Genomic DNA, 12,640 nt, shown 5'->3' on the forward strand with positions numbered 1-12,640 from the left:
TGATTTTTGGCACGCTGTTGAGTTCTCAAGGAACGGACGCTTCCTTTGTACTCACCCTCTCGGGCTTTCCTCCGGGCTTTCGTTCTTGCGTTTCCGACTCTATCAGAGTCTTTATCCGCCCGCTTTCCGGGACTTCGCTTTCGCGTTTTCCCTTTCGGCGATTCCGACCTTATCAGCGCCTTTCCGGTGCTCTGCAACTCGGCCGATGCATCGAGATGACGCGACGACAGAGCGGATGAGCTCAAGATCAGCAGCTGAAGGGTTGGTTCCCCGTCCATCGTCCGTTCGCGAGAAGTTCACGTGGGACGTCCTGGCGGGAGTCACGACAGTACAGGCCTGGTGGTTCACAGGCAAATCGATTCAGGCGTATGGTCTAGTCCACTACGGTGTCGCGGGAGCGCATCACGGCCCCCAGCAGGAGGTTCGTTTCGCGCGAACCCGGACATCTCATGACATACCCTTCGAAAGTGCGCCGCCCCGGGACAGCGAGTGACGGCGACACTACGAAGCCCCATCCCCTGGGAGGCCCCATGACCAGCGTGACGTCCCCACTTGCCGGGCGCGCCATCGGACTCGCCGCTGTGCCGGACCCGGTGTTCTCCGGCGCGATGGTGGGTCCGGGCACCGCTATCGATCCCGTCCGCGAGCCCTCGGAGGCGGTGTCCCCCGTCGACGGTGTGGTCGTCTCCCTGCACCCGCACGCGTACGTCGTCGTCGACGCCAACGGGCACGGCGTCCTCACGCACCTCGGGATCGACACCGTTCAGCTCAACGGCGAGGGCTTCGAGCTGCTCGTCAACAAGGGCGACACCGTGACCCGCGGCCAGGCCGTCATCCGCTGGAACCCCGCCACCGTCGAAGAGGCCGGCAAGTCGCCGATCTGCCCCGTCGTGGCACTGGAGGCCACCGCCGGATCGCTCGGCGACGTCCGTGAGGACGGCGACGTGAAGGCTGGCGACCAGCTGTTCAGCTGGGCCTGACGCATCCGCCGGGGGGTGCCGGCGGCTCAGAGATCCGCCCGGCGCCCGGCCAGCCCGCTCCCGCTCGCTCGTCCGTGAATTGAATCGGAGACGGGTGAGGTGACTCCGCCCACCGCTGAAGCGGCGGGCTTCCCACCCGAGGGTTGCGGTCCAGCCCGAACCGACCCCTTACGGGGCGTGACAAGACTACTACAGGCCAGGGAAGACTGATGGAGACAACGCTTCGAGGCGTCGGCGTGAGCCACGGGGTGGCGATCGGCGAGGTGCGGCACATGGGTACGGCGGTGCTGGAACCGCCGGCCAGGCAGATCACCGCGGACGAGGCGGAGCGCGAACAGGGGCGCGCCCGTCAGGCCGTGAGCGCCGTTGCGGCCGATCTGATCGCGCGCGGCCAGCTGGCCGGCGGCGAGGCACAGCACGTGCTCGAGGCCCAGGCCATGATCGCTGAGGATCCGGAGCTCATGGCGGACGTCGACCGGCGGATCGCCGTGGGCAGCACCGCCGAGCGCGGGGTGTACGACGCGTTCGCCGCCTACCGCGATCTGCTCGCGGGGGCCGGGGAGTACATGGCAGGGCGGGTGGCCGACCTGGACGACGTGCGCAACCGCATCGTCGCGCGCCTGCTGGGTGTGCCGATGCCGGGCGTGCCGGACAGCGACGAGCCGTACGTGCTGATCGCGCGGGACCTGGCTCCCGCCGACACAGCGCTGCTCGATCCGTCGCTGGTCCTCGGCTTCGTCACCGAGGAGGGCGGCCCGACCAGCCACAGCGCCATCCTCGCGCGGGCGCTGGGCGTGCCCGCGGTCGTGGCGCTGCCCGGTGCCGGGGAGATCGCCGAGGGCACCGTGATCGCAGTCGACGGCTCGACGGGTCAGGTCTTCGTCGAACCGAGCGACGAGAAGAAGGCCGAGCTGGAGGCGGCGGCCGCCGAGCGCAAGGCCGCGCTGGCCGCTTCCTCCGGTCCCGGTGCGACGTCCGACGGGCACAAGGTGCCGCTGCTCGCCAACGTCGGCGGGCCGGCGGACGTTCCTGCGGCCGTCGAGGCCGGGGCGGAGGGCGTGGGCCTGTTCCGTACCGAGTTCCTGTTCCTGGACGACAGCAAGAAGGCGCCGTCGGAGGAGAAGCAGGTCGAGTCCTACCGCAAGGTGCTCGAAGCCTTCCCCGAGGGCCGGGTCGTCGTCCGCGTCCTGGACGCCGGTGCCGACAAACCGCTGGACTTCCTGACGCCGGCCGACGAGCCGAACCCGGCGCTGGGCGTGCGCGGGCTGCGCACCCTGTTGGACCACCCGGAGGTGTTGCGGACCCAGCTCACCGCGCTGGCCAAGGCTGCCGACGGCCTGCCGGTCCACCTGGAGGTCATGGCGCCCATGGTGGCCGACCGGGCCGACGCGAAGGCGTTCGCCGACGCGTGCCGCGCGGCCGGGCTGCAGGCGAAGTTCGGGGCGATGGTGGAGATCCCCTCCGCCGCGCTGCGGGCGCGCTCGATCCTGCAGGAGGTCGAATTCCTGTCGCTGGGCACCAATGACCTGGCTCAGTACACCTTCGCTGCCGACCGGCAGGTCGGTGCGGTGTCGCGGCTCCAGGACCCCTGGCAGCCGGCGCTGCTCGACCTGATCGCCATGGCTGCCGGGGCCGCCCGGGCGGAGGGCAAGAGCTGCGGGGTCTGTGGTGAGGCCGCTTCGGATCCGCTGCTGGCGTGTGTGCTGACGGGTCTGGGTGTCACCTCCCTGTCGATGGGTGCTGCTTCGATCCCGTACGTGCGGGCGACGCTCGCCACGTACACCCTGGCCCAGTGCGAGCGTGCCGCGGCCGCGGCGCGTGCGGCGGACAGTGCCGAGGAGGCCCGCACGGCCGCCCAGGCGGTGCTGTCCGGCGAGTAGCCGGTGGGTGGTCGGCGTCCGCGTGGCGCCGGTCCGGTCGAGGGGCCTTCACCGCGGCGGAGGCCCCTCTGGCGTTCTGCCCTGGGCCCCGCCGGCTAGCTCGTCCCGTGGTGCGGGTCGGGCCCGTCGACCTCGTATCCGGGGCAGTAGTCGACGCCGTGCTCCGGGGCCACGGGTTCCCCGGTGTCGGCGTCGGTGCAGTACGCGTTGAAGACCGCTGCCGCGGAGAGCGGCACCAGCCGGCCGCGGTCGAGGCGCCACCCGTGGACGCGGTCTCCGGGGCCCGCGCCGGTGGTGCGCAGCACCAGTCCCCCGGGGCCGCCCAGGCCGAGGCCCGCGGCGAGGACGGTCACGAAGTCGAGGCTCTCCCGGCCGTCCAAGCGGGGCGTGCCGTCCGGGCCCCCCGGGGCTCCGGCCGCAGGTGGCCGCTCTGGCGGCTGTGCCGTGGTCTCGGTGTGGAGCACCGCTACGAGTTGCTGGTCCTTGGTGGGGATGCTGCAGACGAGGTGGTGGTGGCCCGGTCCGGCTCCCTGGACGAGGCGGGTGAGGATGTCGGCGGCCCGTTCGAAGGAGGAGCGGCCGATGTCCTCTCCGCAGTCGGCGCAGGTGCCGAGGTCGGCGAGGAGCGTGGTGGCGGACTCCCAGGTGGCCTGGCGGACGGCCTCGTCGATCAGGAGCGGGACGATTTCGTCGATGGGGCGGCCGGTGTAGGGCAGGCCGGGGCCGGTTCCGGCGAGTTCGGCGGTGAAGCGGCTGCGGGAGGCGGCGCTGTCCGGGTCGAGGCACTGTTCGGCGCAGAAATCGGCGTACTCCTCGGGGTCGAAGAGGGCCACGGTGGTGTGGATGCCCCGGGCGGCGAGGGACCGGAGGAGGTCGTCGACGTGGCGCAGGTAGTCCTGGTGGTCGTCGAAGGCGAAGCTGCGGTAGCGGCGCATGGCCGCGAAATCCACGGGGTCGGCGATGAGGCCGACGGTGCCGGGGATCTCGCGGCGCAGCATGCGGCGCTTGGTGGAGCGGCTGGTGCGGTCAGTGGTGTCGTCGGTGGTGCTGCGGTGGTGCGTGCCGGACATGGTTCCCCCCTGAGTGCGCAGTCAATTGCTCACTCAGAGTAACGACGGCCACTGACAGTGGGCTCCGGATCGGGCTCAGGAGCGGCTGCGGGTGCGGGCCAGCTCCACGTAGAAGTGCAGGAGGTCGAGGTTGTCCACCGAGCCCGGGTTGACGGCCTTCTCCATGGGCGTGCCCTGGAGCAGGCGCTTGACCGGGACCTCGATGCGCTTGCCGGTGAGGGTGTGCGGGATGCCCGGCACCTCGATGACCTCGTCGGGCACGTGCCGCGGGGAGAGCTCCGCGCGGATCGTGGCCTTGATGCGGCCGCGCAGGTCGTCGTCGAGGGTGGCGCCGGGGGCGAGGTGCACGAACAGTGGCATCCAGTAGCCGCCGTTCGGTTCCTCCAGGCCGATGACCAGGGACTCCTTGATCTCGGGGAGGCGCTCGACGGCCTCGTAGATGTCGGCGGAGCCCATCCGGACGCCCTGGCGGTTGAGGGTGGAGTCGGAGCGGCCGTGGATGACCACCGAGCCGTGGTCGGTGAGGGTGATCCAGTCCCCGTGCCGCCAGACGCCGGGGAACATCTCGAAGTAGCTGTCGCGGTAGCGGCTGCCGTCCGGGTCGTTCCAGAAGTAGATCGGCATGGAGGGCATCGGGTTGGTGACGACGAGCTCGCCGACCTCCCCGGTGAGCGGCTTGCCGGACGGGTCCCACGACTGCAGGTCCGTGCCCAGGCAGGCGGCCTGGAGCTCGCCGATGTGGACGGGGAGGGTGGGGACGGCGCCCGCGAAGCAGCTGCAGACGTCCGTGCCGCCGCTCACGGAAGCGATCCAGAGGTCCATCCCGCCTTCTGCGAACTCGTCGTGCAGCCAGCGGAAGCCGTCGGGCGGCAGCGGCGAGCCCGTGGTCGCCACGCACTTCACGGCGGAGAGGTCGTGGTCCCGCGAGGGGTGGACCCCGGCCTTGCGGCAGGCCATGACGTAGGCGGCCGAGGTTCCGTACAGGGTGGCGCGGGTCCGCTCGGCGATGCGCCACTGGGCCCCGGTGTCGGGGTAGCCGGGGCTGCCGTCGTACAGCACCACGGAGGTCCCGGTGAGCAGGCCGGAGACGAGGAAGTTCCACATCATCCAGCCGGTGGAGGTGTACCAGAAGAACCGGTCTTCCGGCCCGAGGTCGCAGTGCAGGCCCAGTTGCTTGAGGTGCTCCAGGAGGATGCCGCCCTGCGACTGCACGATCGCCTTGGGCAGGCCGGTGGTGCCGGAGGAGTACAGCACCCACAGCGGGTGGTCGAAGGGGACCGGTTCGAAGATCGGCTCGGTGTGGGCGGAGGTCAGGTCCGCCCAGGTCAGGGCTCCGTCGGGGGCCGGCGTACCGAGCAGCGGGATGTGGATGACGGCGCGCAGGGAGGGCAGGTCCGCGCGGAGCTCGGCGACGGTGTCGCGGCGGTCGTGCTCCTTGCCGCCGTAGCGGTAGCCGTCGACGGTGAACAGGACGACCGGCTCGACCTGCTGGAAGCGGTCGAGCACGCTGCGGGCGCCGAAGTCGGGCGCGCAGGAGGTCCACACGCCGCCGACGGCGGCGGTGGCGAGGAGCGCGACGACGGCCTCGGGGATGTTGGGGAGGTAGCCGCTGACCCGGTCGCCGGGGCGTACGCCGAGGGCGCGCAGCTCGGCGGCGAGCGCGCCGACCTGGCCGCGGAGCTCGGCCCAGGTGACGGGGGTCGACTCGTGGGTCTCGTCCACGTGCAGCAGGGCGGCGTCCTCAGCGCGCGCCGGGTCCTCGGCGGCGCGCAGGGCGTGCTCGGCGTAGTTGAGGGTGGCGCCGGTGAACCAGCGCGCACCCGGCATGGAGCGGTCGGCGAGGACGGATTCGTACGGGGTGGTGAACCGTACGTCGAACCATTCGGCGACGGCCGCCCAGAACGTGTCGAGCTCGGCGACGGACCAGGCGTGCAGCGCGGGGTAGCCGCCGTCGGCGGGGGCGCCGTGGCGATCGGCGGCCCAGGCCTGGAAGGCGGTGATACGGGCCCCGGCGATCCGGTCGGGCCCCGGGGACCAGAGGGGTCCCGGCTGGGTGGTCGAGGTCATGGGTCGGCTCCCGGTCAGTCTGCGGCTCGCGCGGGGTGCGCGCGGGATGTGCGTACGGTGCCGTGCGCGGTGGGTGTGCGCGCAGCGGCACACACGGACGATGCCATGTGATCCACCTCCGCACCAGAGGTGCCGGGGACGTGGATGGACGGGTGAACGGAAGTTGAACGCACCCCGCGCGGTCGGTGCCCGGTGGCAGGGTGATCAGCATGAACGGTCGCGATCTGATGCGTGCGGTGACGGAGATCGGTACGGAGCGCGGGCGGCGCGCATGGCGTTCGGCGCTGCGCCACCGGCGGGCGGACGCGGTGGGGCTGCCCCGCCGGGGACCGGAGCGGGCGCGCGTGCCGGGGATGCTGACGGGTACGGAGCCGACGCCGGGCGGCGGGCTGCTGCGGTTCGCCCGTTCGGAGCTGCTCGTTCGGGTCGCAGCGGGCGGCGTCGTGTTCTGGAGCTGGGACGGGGCCGGGGCGGCGCCGTCGTACGCCGTGGTGGGCGAGGGACCGGAGCCCGATCCGCGGGCGGTGCTGGAGCCGGACACCGGCGGCGGCTGGCGGGTGGTGTCGGAGCGGGTGACGGTGGCCGTGTCGCGGCACGGGGCGGTGGAGGTGCGCACCCCGGGCGGGGTGGTGTTGCGCCGGGAGCTGCCGCCGCGGTGGTGGGAGCCGGCGGGGGCGGAGGGTGGTGAGGGTGCCGGGGCCGGGGCGCGTTGGGCGGTGCGGGCCGAGGTGCCGGCGGACGCCCGGTTCTTCGGGCTCGGCGGGCGGGCCGCGGGGCCGCGGCTGCGCGACGGCGTGTACCGGCTGTGGAACACCGACCCCAAAGGCGGCTTCGGACCCGGCGACGACCCCCTCTACATCACCATGCCCGTACAGATGGTGGTCGCGGACGCGGGGACGCACCTGGTGTTCCACGACGACCCCTGGGAGGGGCGGGTGGTGATCCGGGAGGGCGAGGAGGGCGCCGGCTCGGGTCCCGACCGGCCGGGGACGTGCGAGCTGCGCATGGACGGCGGGCCGTTGCGGTGCTGGGTGCTGGTGGGGACGCCGGCGCGGATCCTGCAGGGCTGGTCGGCGCTGACCGGCTCCCCCGCGGTTCCGCCCGCATGGGCACTGGGCTACCAGCACGCGCGGTGGGGCTTCGGGAGCGCGGAGGAGGTGCGGCGCGTGGTGTCCGGGTACCGGGCGCGCGGGCTCGCGCTGTCGGCCGTGCACCTGGACATCGACCACTACGCGCAGCACCGGGTGTTCACCGTGGACGGTGAGCGGTTCCCGGATCTGCCCGGGCTGGCACGGGAGCTGCGGGAGCAGGGCGTACGGCTCGTGTCGATCGTCGACCCGGCGGTCAAGGTCGGTGACCCGGTGCACGCCGCCGGCCGGGCGGTGGGGCCGGCCGGGGCGTTCGTGCGGGACGCCCGGGGCGAGGAGGTGCGGGGCGAGGTCTGGCCGGGCGAGTGCGCGTACCCGGACTTCACGGACCCGGCGGTCCGCGAGTGGTGGGGCGGGTTGTACGCGGAGCGGCTGGCGCAGGGGTTCTCCGGGGTGTGGCACGACATGAACGAGCCCGTTTCCTTCGCCCCGTTCGGCGACGCCACCCTTCCCAGGTCGGCCCGGCACGCCATGGACGGGGCCGGCGGGGACCACCGGTCCGCGCACAACGTGTATGCGCTCGGGATGGCCCGGGCCGGGTGGGAGGGCCTGGTCCGGCTGCGGCCCGCCGAGCGGCCGTTCCTGTTCTCCCGGTCCGGGTGGGCGGGCATGCAGCGGTACGGGGGCACCTGGTCGGGGGACGTGGAGACCGGCTGGGAAGGGCTGCGGGCCTCGCTGGCCCTGGTGCTGGGGCTCGGGCTGTGCGGAGTGCCGTACTCGGGCCCGGACGTGGGCGGGTTCGGCGGTTCGCCGTCGCCGGAGCTGTACCTGCGGTGGCTGCAGCTGGGCGCGTACCTGCCGCTGTTCCGGACGCACTCGGCGATCTGGGCGGGGCGGCGGGAGCCCTGGGAGTTCGGGCCCGAGGTGGAGCGGCACGCGGGGGTCGTGCTGGCGGAGCGGGAGCGGCTGCGGCCGTACTTCCTGACGCTGGCCCAGCTGGCGCGGCGCACCGGTGCGCCGTACGTGCGGCCGCTGTGGTGGGGGGCACCGGAGGACCGGGCGCTGCGGGACTGCGAGGACGCCTTCCTGCTGGGGGACGCCCTGCTGGTGGCGCCGGTGCTGGAGCCCGGGGCGGACCGGCGGGCGGTCCGGCTGCCGCGGGGGCGCTGGTACGACACCGCGACCGGGACGGCGTACGAGGGCCCGGGCCAGATCCTGCTCGACGCCCCGCCGGGCCGGATCCCGGTGCTGGCCCGGGCGGGCTCGGTGCTCCCGGTCCGCGGGCCGGAGGGCGAGGCGGTGACCCTGGAGGCGTGGGCCCCGGCGCGGGGGCGTACGGGGGGCGGGGTGCTGATCCGGGACCCGGGGCCGGGCTTCGATCCGGGTGAGGTGGAGCGGTACGCGGTGCGGTGGGTAGGGGATGCGGTGGTCGTGGAGGGGGAGGGCGGGGGGCAGGTTGAGGGGGTCGTGGTGCGGGGGGTTGGTGGGGTCAGTGCTGTTGGTGCGGGGGGTGTGGGGGGTGGCGCGGAGGTGGTTGCGCGTGCGGATTCGGCCGGTGCTCTCGGGTACGGGCCCGACTCCGTGGACGGTGTAGGTCCGGCATAGGTCCCCGGGGGAGCCTGCCCGAGCGCGGCGGACCGGCCGTGCTGCCGTCGGAGCGGTTCGATCAGGGGTTGGTTGGTCATGGTCTTGGCGAGCCCGGCGAGGCGTGCGCGACCGTACGCCCCTCGGCTGCGGGCGTTACCGGGCCCGCGCCGATGGGACGTGGCGCCGGGAGCGGAGGTCGTGGGCGCGTGCCAGCTGCTCGGCGCGTGGGCGCTGCTCGTCATGGCGACGCAGCAGGCGGCGCCGGTGAGGTCCGTGGTGATGGTCGGGGTCGGGTCGGTGGCCGCCGTGACGCTGGGCTTCCTTCACGGGGTGCTGCTCGTCAAGCCGTTGGCGGTACTGGGTCGCCTCACCGCGCGTCTGACGGCGTGGCCGGAGCCGGTCGCGGTGGCGGTGCTGATGGTGCCGGTCTCGGCACCGCCGGCGCTGCTGGTCCGGTGGTGGCTGCACGGCCACCTCGCGTCGGCCCCCACCTTCGGGGTGGTGTGGGCCTGCACGGCGGCGAGCGCGGTACTCCCCACGGTTGCGGGAGCCTGGCTGCGCGGGCACCCGCTCCCGGCGGCGACACTGTGGCGGCGAGGTCTGACGACCACGGCCGCGGCCGTGGTGGTGACGACGATGGCCGGCTTCGTGCTGGAACTGCCGGTGTAGGGGGCGGGACGCCCCGCTGCGCCCCCTCAGGCGTACTCGCCCGCGAACCACGCCTTCGCCGCGCGGGTGTGGAGGGGGAACGCCAGTTCGGCGGGGGTGCGGAGGGTGTGCCAGCCCGTGGTTTCGGCCGTGGGCGTCGACGGTGGCAGGGACTTCACCGGGCGGGGCGGGAGGAGGCCGAAGACGAGCAGGTGGCCGCCGGGGGAGCTCATGGCGTCGGCGAGGGCGACTTCCTCGGCCCGGGCGTGGACGCCGGTCTCCTCACGCAGTTCGCGGACGACCGCCTCGCGCCAGTCCTCGCCGAAGTCCACGAAACCGCCCGGGAGGGCGATCCCGCCCAGGGCCGGTTCGATGGTGCGGGTGATGACCAGCAGGCCGGTGCCGGACGCGTCCTCGACGGGGAGCAGGGCGACCGCCACCGGGAGCGGGTTGCGGTAGGTGACGGATCCGCAGGCACCGCACGTACGGGGCCAGTCGGCGGTGTCGAACAGGGCTCCGCAAGTGGAGCAGTGCGAGTCCCTCGGGTGTGGCGGCATCCCGCGATGGTATGCCAAGCGGCATGCGGATGGCGGTGGTTGCGGGGTGCGCGGCAGTGCTGGCGGGCGGGTCGGCTGCGCCGGGGTTCGTGGTGCTGGCGGACGTGGATCCGACGATCGGCCAGGACATCCGGTACGCCACCCCGCACAATTTCACGGGCCGGGTCGTCGACGGGTACGAGGAGCCGGTCTGCCTGCTGGCCCGGCCGGCGGCCGAGGCGCTCCGGAGGGCTCAGCGGGTGCTGCTGGCGCGGGGGTATTCGCTGCTGGTGTACGACTGCTACCGGCCGCAGCGGGCCGTGGACCGGTTCGTGCGGTGGGCCGGGGATCCGGGTGACCAGCGGACGAAGGCCGAGTTCTATCCGCGGGTCGACAAGGCGCGGCTGATCCCGGACGGGTACATCGCCGAGAGGTCCGGGCACAGTCGAGGAAGCACGGTGGACGTGACGCTGGTGCGGCTGCCGCTGGGGCGCACCGTCGACATGGGGACGCCGTTCGACCTCTTCGATCCGCTCTCGCACACCGAAGACCCCCGGGTTCCGGCTGCCGCACGGGCCAATCGGCAGCTGCTGGGGCGGGTGCTGGCGGCGGAGGGGTTCGTGAACCTGCCCGAGGAGTGGTGGCACTTCACCTTCAAGCCCGAGGCGTTTCCCGGCACCTACTTCGACTTTCCGGTCGCTGTCCGTTCCGTGCGCGACATGGCAGACTTCTGACGCTTCGTCAGACGACTTGCCGGATCGATCGCACGGCTCGGGAGGGGTCTTGGAACGCACACCTGCACCCGTCGTGGACGGGTGGTTCACCGACATGGGGGCGGAGGGCGGTTTCCGGCTGCTCGGCACCCGGTGCTCCGCCTGCACCGCGGTGTTCTTCCCGCGCGAGGACGCGTACTGCCGCAACCCCCGCTGCCCCGGCGACGGCGCCCTGGACGAGGTGCCGCTGTCGCCGCGGGGCCGGGTGTGGTCGTACACCGACGGGCGCTACCGGCCGCCCGAACCGTACGTGTCGGATCCGGACGCGCCCTGGGAGCCGTACACCCTCGTCGCCGTCGAGTTGGAGGCCGAGGGGATGGTGGTGCTCGGGCAGGCGGCGCCTGGGGTCACGGTCGCCGATCTGGCGGTCGGGATGGAGGTCGAGGTCGTCGGCGGGGTACTGGAGGGCGATGGCGAGGACGACGGCCAAGGCCCGTACACCACCTGGCGGTTCCGGCCCGTGGCCGGCTCGGGGACCGGGGCAGGCACGGGGACCGGGTCCCGGGCGGGGGGTGCGTCATGAGCGGGTACGGCGACGTCGCCGTGCTCGGGGCCGGGATGCATCCGTGGGGCAAGTGGGGCCGCAGCTTCGTCGCCTACGGGCGGGTGGCCGCGCGGGCCGCGCTCGCCGATGCCGGGCTGGACTGGACCGACGTGCAGTCCGTCGTGGGGGCGGACACGGTGCGCTCCGGGTACCCGGGCTATGTGGCGGGTGCGACCTTCGCCCGGGCGCTGGGCTGGCAGGGCGCACGGGTGACCAGCGTGTACGCGGCGTGCGCCTCCGGGGCCCAGGCCATCGGTGCGGCCCGGGCGCAGATCCTGGCGGGGCTGGCCGAGGTCGTGCTGGTGGTGGGGGCGGATGCGGCGCCCAAGGGGTTCTTCGCCCCGGCGGGCGGGGACCGGCCGGACGATCCGGACTGGCTGCGGTTCCGGCTGCTGGGCGCCACGAACCCGGCGTATTTCGCGTTGTACGCCCGCCGCCGGATGGCCGTGTACGGGGACGCTCCGGAGGATTTCGCCCTGGTCAAGGTGAAGAACGCGGCGGCCGGTGCGCTCAATCCCCTCGCCCGCTACCGCAAGGCGGTGACCGCCGGGGAGGTGGCGGCCTCGGCCATGGTCGCCGATCCGCTGCGGCTGCTCGACATCTGCGCGACCTCGGACGGGGGTGCGGCGCTGGTGCTGAGCAGCATGGACTTCGCGCGGGCGCGCGGGGTGGCGGACCCGGTGCGGATCCGGGCGGTGTCGACGGTGACGCCGGTGTATCCGCGTACGGTCCTGGACCTGCCGGACATCGCCACCGACTCGGCGACGGGCGCGGATCCGGCGACGGGGTCGTTCCGGGCGTCCATCGCCCGGGCCGCGTACGAAGAGGCCGGGATCGGGCCGGAGGATCTCTCGCTGGCCGAGGTGTACGACCTGTCCACCGCACTGGAGCTGCAGTGGTACGAGGACATCGGTCTGTGCGGGGAGGGTGAGGGGGCGGCGCTGCTGCGGAAGGGGGTGACCTCGCTCGGCGGGCGGGTGCCCGTCAACACCAGTGGCGGGCTGGGTTCCTTCGGGGAGGCGGTGCCGGCACAGGCGATCGCACAGGTGTGCGAGCTGACGTGGCAGTTGCGCGGTAGGGCCGGCGAGCGGCAGGTGCCGGGGGCGCGCGTCGGGATCACCGCGAACCAGGGGCTGTTCGGGCACGGGTCGGCGGTCGTCGCCGTACGGTGACGGCGGCCGTCGCAGGGCGCGCGGGGCGGAGCGGGCAAGCCGCCCGAAACGAGTGTCGCGCTCGTGCTTGACGGTCCCGGGCAGCGGGTTCACACTCGCTCCACGGTCTCGCGCGCAGACCCCCGGATCCCCCCGTGAGAGCTGCGGCCCGTACCCCAGTCGGCGGGGGTACGGGCCGCCTCCGTGCGCGGCGGGCGGGCGGGGGCCCCCCGCCGCGGGGGGGGCGCCGGGGGCGGCGGCCGGCGCGCGGCGGGGGCCGGGCGCCCCCGGGGCTCGACCCGCCCCCGCTGCCGGG

General features: G+C 73.5%; 10 protein-coding genes. 7 read left to right on the forward strand and 3 right to left on the reverse strand.

Features of this window, described 5'->3' with window-relative positions; translation table 11 throughout:
• Window positions 1–530 precede the first annotated feature (530 nt).
• The gene (locus ACFVGY_RS36830) at window positions 531–980 is read left to right on the forward strand and encodes a PTS glucose transporter subunit IIA (protein ID WP_385686680.1); all 450 of its coding nucleotides are present in this window, start codon (window positions 531–533) and stop codon (window positions 978–980) included.
• Between the two features lie 209 nt (window positions 981–1,189).
• The gene (gene ptsP, locus ACFVGY_RS36835; RefSeq protein ID WP_385686683.1) at window positions 1,190–2,860 is read left to right on the forward strand and encodes a phosphoenolpyruvate--protein phosphotransferase; all 1,671 of its coding nucleotides are present in this window, start codon (window positions 1,190–1,192) and stop codon (window positions 2,858–2,860) included.
• A gap of 95 nt (window positions 2,861–2,955) precedes the next feature.
• Here the strand turns inward: ptsP and ACFVGY_RS36840 are convergent, their stop codons facing one another.
• Window positions 2,956–3,930 (reverse strand): hypothetical protein, encoded by a 975-nt coding sequence (locus tag ACFVGY_RS36840; protein WP_385686685.1) that lies wholly within the window; start codon window positions 3,928–3,930, stop codon window positions 2,956–2,958.
• A gap of 75 nt (window positions 3,931–4,005) precedes the next feature.
• The gene (locus tag ACFVGY_RS36845) at window positions 4,006–5,997 is read right to left on the reverse strand and encodes an acetoacetate--CoA ligase (RefSeq protein WP_385686688.1); all 1,992 of its coding nucleotides are present in this window, start codon (window positions 5,995–5,997) and stop codon (window positions 4,006–4,008) included.
• Between the two features lie 209 nt (window positions 5,998–6,206).
• Between ACFVGY_RS36845 and ACFVGY_RS36850 the strand changes: the two genes are divergently transcribed.
• Window positions 6,207–8,690 (forward strand): glycoside hydrolase family 31 protein, encoded by a 2,484-nt coding sequence (locus tag ACFVGY_RS36850; RefSeq protein WP_385686690.1) that lies wholly within the window; start codon window positions 6,207–6,209, stop codon window positions 8,688–8,690.
• A gap of 180 nt (window positions 8,691–8,870) precedes the next feature.
• On the forward strand, window positions 8,871–9,341 hold the full coding sequence (locus tag ACFVGY_RS36855) for a hypothetical protein (RefSeq protein ID WP_385686693.1): 471 nt from the start codon (window positions 8,871–8,873) through the stop codon (window positions 9,339–9,341).
• A gap of 26 nt (window positions 9,342–9,367) precedes the next feature.
• On the opposite strand, the gene ACFVGY_RS36860 is transcribed toward ACFVGY_RS36855, so the two are convergent.
• Complete coding sequence (locus ACFVGY_RS36860; RefSeq protein WP_385686696.1) at window positions 9,368–9,877, reverse strand: NUDIX domain-containing protein; 510 nt, start codon at window positions 9,875–9,877, stop codon at window positions 9,368–9,370.
• Between the two features lie 23 nt (window positions 9,878–9,900).
• On the opposite strand from ACFVGY_RS36860, the gene ACFVGY_RS36865 reads away from it, so the two are divergent.
• From ACFVGY_RS36865 to ACFVGY_RS36875, 3 genes are read left to right on the forward strand one after another with little or no spacing between them, the layout of a single operon-like run.
• Window positions 9,901–10,590: a M15 family metallopeptidase gene (locus ACFVGY_RS36865; protein WP_385686699.1), complete on the forward strand. Its 690-nt coding sequence runs from the start codon at window positions 9,901–9,903 to the stop codon at window positions 10,588–10,590.
• 49 nt (window positions 10,591–10,639) lie between these two features.
• Complete coding sequence (locus ACFVGY_RS36870; protein ID WP_385686702.1) at window positions 10,640–11,152, forward strand: Zn-ribbon domain-containing OB-fold protein; 513 nt, start codon at window positions 10,640–10,642, stop codon at window positions 11,150–11,152.
• Window positions 11,149–12,345 carry a lipid-transfer protein gene (locus ACFVGY_RS36875; RefSeq protein WP_385686705.1) on the forward strand — a complete coding sequence of 399 codons (1,197 nt, stop codon included), beginning with the start codon at window positions 11,149–11,151 and terminating at the stop codon, window positions 12,343–12,345. The genes ACFVGY_RS36870 and ACFVGY_RS36875 overlap by 4 nt, the downstream gene beginning before the upstream one ends.
• Window positions 12,346–12,640: the final 295 nt, after the last annotated feature.

The organism is Streptomyces sp. NPDC127106, assembly GCF_042677605.1.
Classification (GTDB): domain Bacteria; phylum Actinomycetota; class Actinomycetes; order Streptomycetales; family Streptomycetaceae; genus Streptomyces.